This window comes from Leifsonia sp. 71-9 (assembly GCF_001898805.1).
GTDB lineage: Bacteria > Actinomycetota > Actinomycetes > Actinomycetales > Microbacteriaceae > Leifsonia.
On the sequence record NZ_MKVJ01000003.1, the window covers coordinates 107545 to 120338 of the forward strand.

Below are 12794 nucleotides of genomic sequence, written 5' to 3' on the forward strand. Positions count from 1 at the left end.
ACCGGCGGTTAGCATGACGGTGTGATCGACCCCGGTGCCTCGGCCGACCCCGCCCTCGTCGCGCGCCTCCGCGCCGCGGGTTGCGTCTTCGCGGAGGACGAGGCGGCGCTGCTGATCGAGGCCGCCGCCGGTTCGGAGGCGGAGCTGGAACGGCTCGTCGTCCGCCGCGTGGCCGGCGAGCCCCTGGAGCCGCTGCTCGGCTGGGCGGAGTTCGCCGGGATGCGGCTGCACGTCGAGCCGGGGGTCTTCGTGCCCCGGCACCGCACCGAGCGGCTCGCGGAGCGGGCGGCGCAGGAGGCTGCGGCCCGGCCCCGCGCCACGGTGCTCGACCTGTGCTGCGGCGCCGGTGCGATCGGAGCGGTGGTGCTCGCCCGGGCGCCCGGCGCGCGCCTCTTCGCGGCAGACGTCGAGCCGGCGGCCGTGCGCTGCGCGCGCGCCAACCTCGTACCGAGGGGCCGCGTCTTCGAGGGCGACCTCTTCTCGGCACTGCCCGGCGAGCTGCGCGGCGCGTTCGACGTGATCGCGGTCAACGCGCCCTACGTGCCGACGCGCGAGATCGCGCACATGCCCCCGGAGGCGCGCGACCACGAGCCCGCCGTCGCACTCGACGGCGGGGCCGACGGGCTGGACGTCCACCGCCGGATCGCCGCCGAGGCGGCGGACTGGCTGGCGCCCGGCGGCGTGCTGCTGATCGAGGCGAGCGACGAGCAGGCTCCCGTCAGCGCGGCGCTCTTCGAGGCGGCCGGGCTCGTCGCCGCCGTGGAGCGGGACGACGAGCGCGGCTCCACCCTCGTCAGCGCGCGGGCAGCGGCGTCTTCCTGACCAGCGTCGGCTGCCGGCGGAACTGCCCGCAGAGCACCAGCACGACCGCGATGACCGTGCACACGATCCAGCCAGTCCAACCGAGCGGGAGCAGCGCGAACGGCGACGCAGGCGAGCCCGCGGCCAGCAGCAGCGCACCGACGCCCGCCGAGGCGTTGAAGGCGCCGTGCGCGAACACCGCGGGCCAGACCGAGCCGGAGCGCAGGCGCAGCCAGCCGATGAGCACGCCGTAGGCCGTGCATCCCGCCGTCATGAGCAGCACGCCGAGCAGGTTCGGCTCGGCGAAGTTGTAGCCGAGCAGGATGAGCGGGCTGTGCCAGAGGCCCCAGACCGCGCCGCTGATCAGGAGCGCGGGCCAGGTGCCGAGCGGCCGCAGGCTCGGGAGCAGCCACCCGCGCCAGCCGAGCTCCTCGCCGACCGTCACGAACCCGTTGAACAGTGCGGCGAACGGGATGGTGAGCAACTGCACGGCCACCAGCACGCCGACCGGGACGGGCAGCTGCTGCTCCACGCCCGACGCCGCGAGCTGGGTGCGCAGCTGTTCGGCGAACCCCGAGAACCCGGTCAGATCGAGCTGAACCGCGCCGACCGCCGTCGCCAGGAACACCGCGGCGACGGAGATCGCGATGGAGCCGACGATGCCCGCGAGCGTCAGGCCGATGAGCCGCCACGCCGGGCGCAGCGGCCACATCCCCAGGTACTCCGGCACGGAGCGCGGCCGTGGCCGCTGCACGAGGAACACCGCGACCAGCGCCCCGATCGTGGGCGTGAACATCATCGCGATCAGGAGGAGCGGAGCGATCGGGTTGCTCAGGCCTCCGTCGAGCCAGAGCGGCAGGGCGACGAGCCAGGCCAGCCCGAAGGCGACCACGATGTACGCGCCGACGGCGAGCCACGGCACCCGGGCCGGCCGGTCGGGGCGCACGGTCTGGTCGATGGTGGCCTCGGGCGCCGCCGCGGTCATGCTGTGCCTCCCGCTGCGCCGTCCGCCTGTGCGGGGTCGAGCACGAACAGACCGCCGACCCGCCGGTCGGGATGCAGCGTCACCCGTCCGACCATGTGCCCCGCCTCGAAGCGCAGCGGCACGTCGACGACCGTGAGGTCGCCCAGGCGCCGGGCGGTGGGCTCGCCCGCGCCCTCGAACGCGCCCACCGCGCTCGCGATCTGCGCCCACACGTCGCCGAGGCCCGTGGCGTCGAGCGCCTCCGCCATCCGTTCGTCGAACCGCGCGGTGACCGCGTCGAAGCGGGCCGCCTCCAGCTCGCCGAAGATCTCGGTCGCCAGCTCGCCGGCACCGGTCAGAGGTGTCGTGTCCATGGGTTCTCCTGTCCGCGGATCCACGGGATGCCCGAAGCGCTGGAAGGCCGCCTGCCGGCTCGTGCCGAGCGTGCGTCCCACGTCCTGCCAGGTCGCGCCCGCCGCGCGTGCGGCGTCGACCAGCGCGGCCAGGGCCGCATCGGCGTGCTCGCGCACGGCGACCCCGCGCGCCACCAAGTCGAGCGCCCGTGTGCGGTCGGCCGCTCCGGTCGCGCGCTCGGTCAGCGCCCGCACCGTCTCGGCCAGTGCGTCGACCGCATCCCGTTCTGCTGTCATCGTTGTCAAGGCTACCTTGACAAAGCTCTCGGCGCACCCTTTTCCGCAGCGGGCCGTCGGTCTACCGTGACCCGCATGAGCACTCTGACCGGGGATCCCGCGCGATCGGCGGTGCGGCCCGTCGCGGCCGACCGCGTGCGCCAGACCGTCGTGATCGCCTCGGCCGTCGCGGCCCTCGTCGGCGCGGTCGTCGGCTCGGGACTGGTGGGCGGCACGCCCATCCCGCGCGTCGCGGGCGGCGCGCTGAGCGCCGACGCGACCCTCCTGGCCCCCGCCGGCCCGGCGTTCGCCATCTGGTCGGTGATCTACGGCGGACTCGTGCTCTACGCGATCTGGCAGGCGCTCCCCTCGCAGGCCGGGCGCGACCGGCAGCGGCGCGTCGGATACTGGATGGTCGCCTCGCTCCTGCTGAACGCCGCGTGGATCCTCTCGGTGCAGGCCGGGCTCCTCGCGCTGAGCGTCGGCGTGATCGCGGCGCTGCTGGTCGTTCTCATCGTGACGTTCGTGCTGCTGCGCGCCCACCCGGGCGGGACGACGGCCGACGCGATCCTGTTCGACGGCACCGTGGGCCTCTACCTGGGCTGGGTCATGGTCGCGACGGTCGCGAACATCGCGGCCGGGCTGACCGAAGCGGGCTTCGACGGGTTCGGATGGAGCCCGCACGCCTGGGGGCTGATCGTGATCGCCGTGGTCGCGGTGCTGTGCTGCGCGCTCGCCCTCTGGGACGGCGGCCGGCTGGCACCCGCCGTCGCCGCGGCGTGGGGTCTGGCGTGGATCGGCGTCTCCCGGCTGGGCGGAGCGCTCCCGTCCGCCCCGGTCGCCGTGGCCGCATTCGCCGCCGCGGCGCTCGTCCTGCTGGTGGCGGTCGCGGCGCGGGTGGCCGGTCGGTCGCACGCGCCCGGTCCGTCCCGACGCTGAGAATCCTCACAGGCGGAATCCGCCGCGAAATCGCCGATTCGCTGCGTTTTCGGTCGCCGATTGCCGATTCTGCAATGCGATCAGTCGAATCCCGATTCGCCGTCCGTGCGTGGCCGTGCATACGATGACTCGTCTCGTCGACTGAGCGAAGGAGCTCGCGTGCCCGCATTAACCCCGCCCACCTCCCTGCGCCGGTCCCTCGGGCTCTGGGCGATCGTCGGGCTCGGGCTGGGGTACATGACGCCGATGACGGTGTTCGACACGTTCGGCATCGTGACGGGCGAGACGAACGGCGTCGTCCCCTCCGCCTATCTGGTCGCGCTCGTCGCGATGGTGTTCACCGCCCTCAGCTACGGCCGCATGACGCGGGTCTACCCGTCCGCGGGGTCGGCGTACACGTACGCCTCCGAGACCATCCACCCCAACGTCGGCTTCCTGGTCGGCTGGTCGTCGCTGCTGGACTACCTCCTGCTGCCGCTGGTGAACGCCCTCATCGTGCGCCTGTACTTGGAGTCGTTCTTCCCGCAGGTGCCGGGATGGATCTGGGTGGTCGGCTACGTCGCCGCCATCACGGCCATGAACCTGTTCAGCATGTCGTCGACGTCGAAGCTCAACGGCATCCTCGTCGCGTTCCAGATCGTGCTGATCGGTGTGTTCGTCGCGCTCACCTGGGCCGCCCTGAACTCCGGGTCCGGCAACGGGACCGCCTTCAGTCTGACGCCGCTCTTCCACTCGGGCGTGCACCTGACCGCCGTGATCGGCGGGGCGACGGTCGTGTGCTTCTCCTTCATCGGGTTCGACGCGATCACGATGTACACCGAGGAGGCCAAGGACGCGCGGACCGTGCCGCGCGCGATCGTGCTCGCGCTGCTGATCGGCGGCACGATCTTCTTCGTCGCCGCCTGGTTCGCGCAGTCGCGGTTCCCCACCATGGCCGGCTTCCACTTCACCGACGACACCCTGCCCGAGATCGCGCTCAAGACCGGCGGCATGCTCTTCCAGATCCTGTTCATCTCGGCGGCGGTGGCGGCCGCGGTCGCGTCGAGCCTCGCCTCGCACGCCAGCGTCTCGCGGATGATCTTCGTCATGGCGCGCAACGGCAGCGGCCGGCTCTCCCGCTTCCTCTCCTACGTGCACCCGCGCTTCCGCACCCCGTCGACGGCCGTGCTCCTCGTCGGCGCGGTCTCGCTGCTCGCCGCCGCGTTCACGCTCGAGTTCGTGTCGTCGATGATCAACTTCGGCGCGCTCGTCGCCTTCACCGTGGTGAACGCGACGGTCATCATCCACTTCGCCCTCCGCCGCAAGGAGCGGCGCGGTGCGTCGCAGATCGCGCGCAACATCGTGCTGCCCGCGATCGGGATGCTGCTCACCGGGGTGCTCTGGGCCAACCTCCACCTCGACGCGCTCGAGTACGGGATCGTCTGGCTGGCGATCGGCATCATCACCCTGCTGGTCCTGACCCGTGCGTTCCGCAAGCCGCTGCGCGTGAAGCTGGACGAGGACGGCGACGCCGCCATCATCACGCGCGAGGGTGCTCCGGCGGAGACCGCGCGGTAGGCGCCGCCGTCGCGGCGAAAGGCGGCGTAACGCGCCATCCCCCCGCACAGGCTCGGCGGCTAACGTGGCCAGCATGACCGTCGACACCATCGTCATCGGGGCCGGCGTCGTCGGCGCGGCCGCCGCACGTTCGCTCGCCGAGGCCGGTTCCCGCGTGCTGCTGCTGGAGGCGTTCGAGCGCGGGCACGACCGCGGCTCCTCGCACGGCGCGAGCCGCATCTTCCGCTACGGCTACGACACCGCGGACTACGTGCAGCTGACGGTCAGCGCCGCTGCCGGCTGGGAGCGCCTCGAGAAGCAGTGCGGCCGCACGGTGTTCGACCGGACCGGCGCGCTCGACCACGGCGACCCGAAGGCGCTCGACGCGATCGCCGCGGCGATGACCGCGGAGGACCTGCCGTCGGAGCGCCTGCGCGGGGCCGAGGCCGCCGAGCGCTGGCCGGGCCTGAAGTTCGAGGACGACGTGCTGTTCAGCCCGGGCGGCGGGAGGCTGCACGCCGACGCCGCGATCGAGGCCCTGCTCGACTCGGCCGAGGCCGCCGGCGCGGAGCTGCGCTTCGGCGTGCGCGTGCTCGGCATCGACGCGGACGGCGACGGCGTCGTGGTGACCACCGCCGACGGGGAGCACCGTGCGGCCCGCCTGGTCGTCGCGGCCGGATCGTGGACTCCCAAGCTCACGGGCGACTGGCTCTCGCACCACGGCGCCGAGCTGCCGGACGTGCGCGTCACGGAGGAGCAGCCCGCCCACTTCCCGCTGCTGCCCGGCCCGGCGGACGACGAGAGCCTGTGGCCGAGCTTCGTGCACCATCCGCTCGACCCCGAGATCCCGAGCGTCTACGGGCTGCTCACCCCGGGGGAGGGAGTGAAGGTGGGCGCCCACGGGTACGGGCCGGTCGTCGACCCCGACGACCGCGATCGCACGATCGATCCCGAGCGGCTGGCGCGGCTGCAGCGCTACGTCGCCGAGTGGGTGCCCGGCGTCGATTCGACCCGCCCCAGCGCCATCAGCTGCCTGTACGACACGACCCCCGACTCCGACTTCGTGCTCGACCGGGTCGGCCCCGTGACCGTCGCGACCGGCTTCTCGGGCCACGGCTTCAAGTTCGGCCCGGCGCTCGGCAACGTGCTCGCACGGCTCGCGCTGCACGGCGAGCGCGCGCCGGAGCGGTTCCGGCTGGCGGTGGCGGAGCCGGGATAGCGGGCTACCCCACCGGGTGCTGCTCGCGGTCGACCGTCCGCAGGTACTCCGCGTTGCCGCGCAGCGCCGCCTCGTAGCGCAGCAGGTCGGGCGTCCGGATGCGGTCGGCGGCCAGCTCCATCAGCTCCGCGACCGCCGCGTCGCTGCGTCCGGCGGCGTGCAGGGAGAGGGCGTGCCACGTCTGCACCGACTCCGAATCGGGGAACTCGGCGCGCGCCCGATCGAGCACCGCGAGCGACTCGTCGTACCGGCCGAGATTGCGCAGGGTGCTGCCGTATTGCAGCAGGCATTTTCGCAGCGTCTCGCCGGTGAGGCCCCGCTCCAGCGCGCGCTCGTAATACCCGGCCGCCGTGTCCTCCTCGCCCGCGGTGTCGTACGATCCGCCGACCTCGTAGAGTACCTGCGCGTCGTCGGGATGCTCGGCCAGCACCTCCAGGAAGGCCGCGATCGTCGGGGCCATGTCGGCCCGGTCGCGGGCGGCGAAGATGGTGGCCAGGCGGTCGTCGAGCGCAGACATGCGCTCCACCCTACGCGGGCCGGGGCGCCGCGAGCACGGCCAGCAGCGGCTCCGGGAGGCGGTCGGGTGCGAGGGCGGCGGTCAGCAGCCGGCCGTACTGCTCCTTGCGTCCGGAGGTCGTGCCGAAGAAGCGGTGGAGCTGCGCCTCCGGGGGCCGCGCACGCTGCGCCGGCTGGTTCTGGAAGGTGCGGAACAGTTTCAGATCGCCGGCCCGCGCCAGGACCTCCTCCACCGCCGGGAGGCCGAGCGCGTCGATCAGCTCGCCCTCCAGGTCGGGGCGGCAGACGGCGATCGCCGCCTCGGGGAGGCCGGCGCGCTCGTAGAACGGGCGCTCGGCCGCGTCGCAGAGGCCGCGCACCTCGGGGCCGCCGCCCGGGCGGTCCGCAGCGCTGCGCCTCCCGAGCGCCTCGACGAACCGGCGGACGCTCATCGCGCCGCCCATCGGGACGACCGCCAGGCGCTCCGCCGCGAGATCGCGACCGAGTACGGCGGCCGCCGCGTGCACCGCCGCGCGGTCGCTGGCGCCCTCGACCAGCACGACGACCCGCGCGTTCGCGTCGTCGTCGCGGATGAGATCGGTCACGCCGCCATTCTGCTCCGCCGCGCCCCCTGTCGCCCCACGCCCGGCGCGCGTACCGTTCGCGGCATGAAACTACTCATCTTCGTGGCAGGGGCCGCCCTCGGGTTCGTCATCGGTTCGCGCGCCGGACGGGGCGCCTACGACGACATGCGCAAGCGCGTGCGGGACTTCACCGGGTCCGCCCCGGTGCAGCAGGTCAAGGACGACGTGAAGGACTTCGCGTCCCGCGCCGCCTCCGACATCGGCGAGACCGTCGGCGACGCGGTCGGCAAGGCGACCGACAAGGCGGCCTCCAAAATCGACGACATCACCGGCAAGAAGAGCGGCGGGGCCGCGACGGCCAACTGAGCGTCAGGCGCTCTGAGCGGCGGGCGCCCTGAGCGTCAGGCGCCTTCACCGTCAGGCGCCCTGGGGCGGGTTGGCCAGCAGGTCGGCCCGCTCCCGCAGGTAGCCGACGGCGTCGCGGGCGTCCGCGTCCGCGACGGCCGCGCTCCAGCGCACCAGCACGCGCCCTTCGCGCAGGAACAGCGGGCCACGGCCGGTCTCGCCGGCCTCCCGCAGTGCGTCGACCTCCAACGCCACGGGCTCGGCGTCGAAGTTGACCGTCTCGCCGTCGCGGAAGTGCCCGCGCTCGGCCGCCGCACGGTAGGCCCGGCGCGTCTCCGCCGAAACCGACACGTACTGCATGCGGCCCGGTTCGGTGGCGCGGACGATGGTGCCGGTCGCGTGGAGTCCGCCGTCGGCATCCAACAGCAGCACCCCGAGCCGCCACACCCGCCCCGCGGGGCGCAGCACCGGCTCGCGCATGATCAGGAGCTTGCGCTGCCGGTCCTCGTAGGTGGCGAGCGCCTCCTCGCGGGCCCCGAACTCCCGCAGCATCGCGACGACCTCGGCGATCACCGCCCCGAGAGCCGCCACCGCCTCCTCGTCGCCCGCATCCGTCACCCTCCGAGGGTAACGGCCTACGGCAGCGTCCGGATGCTGAACGAGTTGTCGTCGGTCACCATCAGCAGCTCGACGCCCTCCTCGTGCCGCAGCACCACGAGGGCGGAGCTGTCGTCGGCCGCGACGCGCTCGACCTGGCGCACGAAGATCTGCGCCATCTCGTCGCTCACCCGGAAATCCCGGCCCAGCGCGTGGACGATGTACCGGGGGCGGGCGGGCGACGGGCGGGCACCCAGGTCGGTCTCGGTGCGGAAGTCCTCAACGGCGAGCTGCATCTCGGGTGTCATCGTCATGGCTTCCTCCTGTTGATCCGCGGGCGTTCTTCTCCCGTTGTCCGAACGGTAGACCGGGTCGTCTTGCATGAGGAGGGGGTTGACGGGAGGAGGATGGGAGGCATGCGAACCTTCAGCTTCCCCGGCGTCGCCGTCGACGCGTCCAACATCGTCCTCGGCCTCATGCGCATCGAACCCCTGTCCGACGAGGAGATCCGCACCCTCGTGCGCACCGCCCGCGACGCCGGTGTCACCGTGTTCGACCACGCCGACATCTACGGCGAGCAGCGGCACGGCAGCGAGCGGCGGTTCGGCGACGCGGGCGCGATCCCGGCCGCCGAGCGCGACCAGGTCGTCATCCAGTCCAAGGTCGGCATCCGCGACGGCTACTTCGACTTCTCGCGCGAGCACATCCTCGCCACCGTCGACGAGTCCCTCGCCGCGCTGCGCACCGACTACCTCGACCTCCTGCTGCTCCACCGCCCCGACACCCTCGTGGAGCCCGAGGAGGTCGCCGCCGCGTTCGACGAGCTCCAGTCGGCCGGCAAGGTGCGTGCCTTCGGCGTCTCCAACCACACGCCCGGCCAGATCGACCTCCTGCGCCGGTACGTCTCGCAGCCGATCGTCGCCAACCAGGTGCAGCTGAGCATCACGCACGCACCGCTCATCGCCCAGGGCGTCGCCGCCAACATGGCCGGCCTCCCGCAGTCGATCGACCGCGACAACGGCATCCTCGACCACGCCCGGCTGCACGACATCACCCTGCAGGCCTGGTCGCCGTTCCAGAAAGGCTTCTTCGACGGCGTCTTCCTCGGCGACCGCGAGCACTTCGCCGAACTCAACGACGTCATCGACGAGCTCGCCGCGGCCTACGGCGTCACCCCGACCGCGATCGCGACCGCCTGGATCACCCGGCACCCCGCCGGCATCCAGGTCGTCCTCGGCACCACGAACGCCCAGCGCGTGCGCGACGCCGCCGCCGGCTCGGACCTGCCGCTGACCCGCGAGGAGTGGTACCGGCTGTTCCGCGCGGCCGGCCACATCCTCCCGTGACCGGCGAGGGAGGGATGCGGGTCGAGGAGGCCCGCTTCCAACACTCGACTGGCTTCAGAACCAGCGCTGACGGGGTCCGCCTCACACATTCCGGGTGACCCGGCGAGCCGCCGCTAGTCCGCGGACGTATGCCGGGATACCGTCGACCGAGTGGATGCCGAACGTGTGACGCTGGGGCGTCGCCTCCTGACCCGGGCGCAGCTGCTGCGGGTCGTGGGTGTGCGCACCGGCTTGGCGCGTCCGGCCGACTTCCCGCAGGGTTTCGTCGCCGGCCGGCGCAGCGCCCGGGTGCTGCTGGTGGGGTCGGGACCGGTCGTCGGCTGGGGCGTCGCGAGCTACGATCTCGCGCTGCCCGGCGCTCTCGCCCGTGCGCTCGCCGCGTCGACCGGTCGCGGCTCCGTCGTCGATGTGGTCGCCCATCCCTCGGCCGGGGTGCGCCGGCTCCGGTCGCTGGTCGCCGCGGCCGGACCGGAGCGCTACGACGTGGTCGTGCTGAGCGCGACGCTCGCGGACTCGCTGCGCCTCCCGAACCCCGAGCGCTGGGGCAGGCGCGTCCGCTCCCTGCTCCGGGAGGTGCAGGCGGCGCGCGGAGGCGAGGGGACGGTCGTGTGGCTCGGCGCCCAGCCGATCCGCGCGTTCGCGCCGGACGACGAGGGCCCCACCCGCATCGCGCAGGAGCACGCCGGGCTGCTCAACGATGTGGCCGAACGGGTGTGCCGGGAGGAGGGGGCGCTCTTCGTCGCCCTGCCCGCGCCGCCGCACGCCGAGTCGACCCGGCACCGCGGGCCCGCCGACTACCTCTTCTGGGCCCGGCGCATCGCGGACGTGCTGGCGCCGGCGCTGCGCGAGCAGAACGTGGAGCCTCCCTCGCCGCGGTCGACGCAGGAGCGGGTGGAGGCCATCGAGCGGCTGCGGCTGGGCGAACGCGGCCGGGACGCCCGCCTCGACGGCCTGGTGGGCACGGCGCAACGAACGCTCGGCACCGAGATCGCCATGTTCACGGTCCTGGGCGCCGAGAAGGAGTGGGCGCTCGCCGCGGTGGGCACGGCGACGCGCGAGTTCCCGCTCGAGCAGTCCGCCTGCCAGTACACGATCGCCTCGGCGGACGGCATGGTCGTGCCCGACGCCGAGCTCGACGAGCGGTTCGCGACCAGCAGCGTCGTGACCGGTCCCGCGCACCTGCGCTACTACGCCGGCTACCCCGTCGAGGCGCCGGACGGCACGCGCATCGGCGCGCTCTGCGTGTTCGGGCGCGCGCCGCGGGACGTCGAGACCGGCGAGCTCGACCTCGACGTGCTCCGCGAGCTCGCGCTGCTCGCCCAGCGCGAGCTCTGGCGCTGGGAGCCTGACCGCGTCTAGCCGCGCTGACGGCCGAGTGCGCGAATCGTCTGCGTACTCGGCGGTTCGAGCCGTGCTTTCCGCGTAATCGGCGGTGGGTCAGTCGGGGAGGGCCGCGAGGAGCCGGTCGAGCGAGCCCCCGAGGCCCCAGCGGGCGGCGAGCGCGTCGAGCGTCTCGCGCTGTTCCGCGGTCGGCCGGCGCAGCCGCGCATCCACGTCGGGGAGGTCGAGGTCGCGCACGACCTCGACGACGCGCGGCGCGACGTCCAGGTAGTCCGTCGCCGCCGCGAAGCGGGCGCGGACCGCCGGCTTCATCGGGCTGGAGTCGTCGGCCGCGGCCGCGCGGATGCCGTCGAGCGAGCCGTACTCGGCCAGCAGCGCCGCGGCGGTCTTCTCGCCGACGCCCGCGACGCCCGGGAGGCCGTCCGACGTGTCGCCGCGCATGGCCGCGAAGTCGGCGTACTGATCGGGCCGCACCCCGTATTTGCCCGACACGACCTCGTCGGTCAGCACCTCGAGGTTGCTCATCCCGCGCGCCGTGTAGATCACGCGGACATCGTGCGCGTCGTCCACCAGCTGGAACAGGTCGCGGTCGCCGGTCACGACATCCACCGGCCCGTCGCCGCGGGAGGCGAGGGTGCCGATCACGTCGTCCGCCTCGTGCTGCGCGGCGCCGACGATGGCGAGGCCGAGCGCGTCCAGCACCTCCCGGATCACGGGCACCTGCTGCACGAGGGCCTCGGGTGTCTCCTCCACGTCCACCCCGCCCGGCACCTCACGCGCGACGCGGTGGGCCTTGTAGCTCGGGATGAGGTCGACACGCCACCGCGGGCGCCAGTCGTCGTCCCAGCACGCGACCAGCGACTCCGGCCCGAACTCGCCGACGAGCCGCGCGATGATGTCGAGGAACCCGCGCACCGCGTTCACCGGCTCGCCCTCGGGCGACCGCACCGTGTCGGGCACCCCGTAGAACGCGCGGAAGTACAGAGACGCGGAGTCGAGCAGCATGGTCCGTCCGGCGGCGGACGGGGGTGTGGGCTGGGGCATGGTCGGCACCTCCGGATGCCCACGTTACGCAGCCGCCACCTCCGGGGCCAGAGGCGCTAGCCTGACCGCATGGCCGCAACGACCGTCGTGGAGCGCACCGAGCGCATCGCCGCGACCCCCGAACAACTGCAGCGCCGCCTCGCGGACCTCCCGGGCTGGATCGACTGGTCGCCGTGGGAGGGGCTCGACCCCGACCTCCACCGCGAGTACACCGGCGAGCCGGGAACGGTCGGGTCGACCTACGCCTGGTCGGGCAACCGCAAGGCCGGAGCCGGGCGCATGGAGGTCACGGCCGTCGACCCGGACGGCGTCGGCATCGCGCTCGACTTCACCAAGCCCTTCCGGTCGACCAACGCCATCCGTTTCGTGCTGACGCCGGAGGGGGACGGCACCCGCGTGATCTGGCGGATGGAGAGCCCGCGGACGCTCATGACGCGGCTGTTCAACGTCGAGAAGCTGGTCGGGGCGGACTTCGAGAAGGGGCTGCGGCAGCTCAAGCAGGTGGTGGAGGGATAGCCGCCGGCGGCTCGGCGGTTCGGCGGTTCGGCGGTTCGGCGGTGCGGCGGTTCAGCCCGCCAGGTACGTCCCGTGCCCCCGCACGATCAGCTCGCCGTCGAACTCCAGCACCTCGCTGACCACGCCGCCGGCCTGGTTGCGGTAGCGGATCACGATCGTGTCGACCCCGAGGTAGTGGTCGAGCACCTCGAACCGGAGGTCGGGCAGGGCCGCCAGCCCGGCCGTCCAGTATTCGCGCAGCGCAGCCTTGCCGTGGGCGACGCCGCCGCTGCCCGGGAGGAGCCGCGCGGCGAGCGGAGAGGTGAAGACGACGTCGTCCGCGTAGTGGGCGAGCAGGGCATCGAGGTCGTGGGCGTTCCAGTCGGCCAGCCACTGGTCGACGAAGGCGCGGGCGGTGTCGTCGCTGATCATCCGTCCAGCATGGCACCGGGACGGCCG

16 protein-coding genes are annotated in these 12794 nt (G+C 73.3%); 8 read left to right on the forward strand and 8 right to left on the reverse strand.

Annotated features, from left to right (window positions below):
- Positions 1-21 precede the first annotated feature (21 nt).
- Positions 22-822 (forward strand): putative protein N(5)-glutamine methyltransferase, encoded by an 801-nt coding sequence (locus BGO91_RS03225; protein ID WP_290471431.1) that lies wholly within the window; start codon positions 22-24, stop codon positions 820-822.
- Here BGO91_RS03225 and BGO91_RS03230 read toward each other — a convergent pair.
- Entirely contained in the window at positions 794-1786 is a 993-nt protein-coding gene (locus BGO91_RS03230; RefSeq protein WP_290471432.1) for a CPBP family intramembrane glutamic endopeptidase, read from the reverse strand. The two genes, BGO91_RS03225 and BGO91_RS03230, sit on opposite strands and share 29 nt — an antisense overlap.
- Entirely contained in the window at positions 1783-2415 is a 633-nt protein-coding gene (locus BGO91_RS03235; RefSeq protein ID WP_290471433.1) for a DUF3887 domain-containing protein, read from the reverse strand. Before BGO91_RS03235 ends, BGO91_RS03230 begins: the two co-directional genes overlap by 4 nt.
- A gap of 75 nt (positions 2416-2490) precedes the next feature.
- Between BGO91_RS03235 and BGO91_RS03240 the strand changes: the two genes are divergently transcribed.
- The 3 genes from BGO91_RS03240 to BGO91_RS03250 all read left to right on the forward strand — a co-directional run bounded on the left by BGO91_RS03240 (position 2491) and on the right by BGO91_RS03250 (position 6088).
- Positions 2491-3333: a TspO/MBR family protein gene (locus BGO91_RS03240; protein ID WP_290471434.1), complete on the forward strand. Its 843-nt coding sequence runs from the start codon at positions 2491-2493 to the stop codon at positions 3331-3333.
- Positions 3334-3492: 159 nt separating this feature from the next.
- Entirely contained in the window at positions 3493-4890 is a 1398-nt protein-coding gene (locus BGO91_RS03245) for an APC family permease (RefSeq protein WP_290471435.1), read from the forward strand.
- Positions 4891-4963: 73 nt separating this feature from the next.
- Positions 4964-6088: an FAD-dependent oxidoreductase gene (locus BGO91_RS03250; protein ID WP_290471436.1), complete on the forward strand. Its 1125-nt coding sequence runs from the start codon at positions 4964-4966 to the stop codon at positions 6086-6088.
- Positions 6089-6092: 4 nt separating this feature from the next.
- On the opposite strand, the gene BGO91_RS03255 is transcribed toward BGO91_RS03250, so the two are convergent.
- Positions 6093-6605, reverse strand: coding sequence for a tetratricopeptide repeat protein (locus BGO91_RS03255; protein ID WP_290471437.1), 513 nt, complete (start codon positions 6603-6605; stop codon positions 6093-6095).
- Between the two features lie 10 nt (positions 6606-6615).
- Complete coding sequence (locus BGO91_RS03260) at positions 6616-7188, reverse strand: TOPRIM nucleotidyl transferase/hydrolase domain-containing protein (RefSeq protein WP_290471438.1); 573 nt, start codon at positions 7186-7188, stop codon at positions 6616-6618.
- A gap of 63 nt (positions 7189-7251) precedes the next feature.
- Between BGO91_RS03260 and BGO91_RS03265 the strand changes: the two genes are divergently transcribed.
- A complete protein-coding gene (locus tag BGO91_RS03265) occupies positions 7252-7533 on the forward strand; it encodes a hypothetical protein (protein ID WP_290471439.1) in 282 nt (93 codons plus the stop codon).
- A 51-nt stretch (positions 7534-7584) separates the two neighbouring features.
- Here the strand turns inward: BGO91_RS03265 and BGO91_RS03270 are convergent, their stop codons facing one another.
- Complete coding sequence (locus BGO91_RS03270) at positions 7585-8130, reverse strand: hypothetical protein (RefSeq protein WP_290471440.1); 546 nt, start codon at positions 8128-8130, stop codon at positions 7585-7587.
- A gap of 17 nt (positions 8131-8147) precedes the next feature.
- Positions 8148-8423: a TetR family transcriptional regulator gene (locus tag BGO91_RS03275; protein ID WP_290471441.1), complete on the reverse strand. Its 276-nt coding sequence runs from the start codon at positions 8421-8423 to the stop codon at positions 8148-8150.
- A gap of 102 nt (positions 8424-8525) precedes the next feature.
- Between BGO91_RS03275 and BGO91_RS03280 the strand changes: the two genes are divergently transcribed.
- Positions 8526-9455 carry an aldo/keto reductase family oxidoreductase gene (locus BGO91_RS03280; protein WP_290471442.1) on the forward strand — a complete coding sequence of 310 codons (930 nt, stop codon included), beginning with the start codon at positions 8526-8528 and terminating at the stop codon, positions 9453-9455.
- A gap of 150 nt (positions 9456-9605) precedes the next feature.
- Positions 9606-10814, forward strand: coding sequence for a GDSL-type esterase/lipase family protein (locus BGO91_RS03285; protein WP_290471443.1), 1209 nt, complete (start codon positions 9606-9608; stop codon positions 10812-10814).
- Between the two features lie 78 nt (positions 10815-10892).
- Here the strand turns inward: BGO91_RS03285 and BGO91_RS03290 are convergent, their stop codons facing one another.
- Positions 10893-11801: a 5'-3' exonuclease gene (locus BGO91_RS03290; protein WP_290471515.1), complete on the reverse strand. Its 909-nt coding sequence runs from the start codon at positions 11799-11801 to the stop codon at positions 10893-10895.
- 108 nt (positions 11802-11909) lie between these two features.
- Here BGO91_RS03290 and BGO91_RS03295 point away from each other — a divergent pair, with 108 nt between their 5' ends.
- A complete protein-coding gene (locus BGO91_RS03295; RefSeq protein ID WP_290471444.1) occupies positions 11910-12356 on the forward strand; it encodes an SRPBCC family protein in 447 nt (148 codons plus the stop codon).
- A gap of 51 nt (positions 12357-12407) precedes the next feature.
- Here BGO91_RS03295 and BGO91_RS03300 read toward each other — a convergent pair whose 3' ends face one another.
- The gene (locus BGO91_RS03300; protein WP_290471445.1) at positions 12408-12767 is read right to left on the reverse strand and encodes a nuclear transport factor 2 family protein; all 360 of its coding nucleotides are present in this window, start codon (positions 12765-12767) and stop codon (positions 12408-12410) included.
- Between the last annotated feature and the right edge of the window lie 27 nt (positions 12768-12794).

Bases quoted from the DNA above. Each gene is read 5' to 3' on its own strand.
- BGO91_RS03235 (WP_290471433.1), bottom strand. From the start codon at position 2,415: ATGACAGCAGAACGGGATGCGGTCGACGCACTGGCCGAGACGGTGCGG.
- BGO91_RS03240 (WP_290471434.1), top strand. From the start codon at position 2,491: ATGAGCACTCTGACCGGGGATCCCGCGCGATCGGCGGTGCGGCCCGTC.
- BGO91_RS03275 (WP_290471441.1), bottom strand. From the start codon at position 8,423: ATGACGATGACACCCGAGATGCAGCTCGCCGTTGAGGACTTCCGCACC.
- BGO91_RS03280 (WP_290471442.1), top strand. From the start codon at position 8,526: ATGCGAACCTTCAGCTTCCCCGGCGTCGCCGTCGACGCGTCCAACATC.
- BGO91_RS03230 (WP_290471432.1), bottom strand. From the start codon at position 1,786: ATGACCGCGGCGGCGCCCGAGGCCACCATCGACCAGACCGTGCGCCCC.
- BGO91_RS03255 (WP_290471437.1), bottom strand. From the start codon at position 6,605: ATGTCTGCGCTCGACGACCGCCTGGCCACCATCTTCGCCGCCCGCGAC.
- BGO91_RS03250 (WP_290471436.1), top strand. From the start codon at position 4,964: ATGACCGTCGACACCATCGTCATCGGGGCCGGCGTCGTCGGCGCGGCC.
- BGO91_RS03295 (WP_290471444.1), top strand. From the start codon at position 11,910: ATGGCCGCAACGACCGTCGTGGAGCGCACCGAGCGCATCGCCGCGACC.
- BGO91_RS03300 (WP_290471445.1), bottom strand. From the start codon at position 12,767: ATGATCAGCGACGACACCGCCCGCGCCTTCGTCGACCAGTGGCTGGCC.
- BGO91_RS03265 (WP_290471439.1), top strand. From the start codon at position 7,252: ATGAAACTACTCATCTTCGTGGCAGGGGCCGCCCTCGGGTTCGTCATC.
- BGO91_RS03290 (WP_290471515.1), bottom strand. From the start codon at position 11,801: ATGCTGCTCGACTCCGCGTCTCTGTACTTCCGCGCGTTCTACGGGGTG.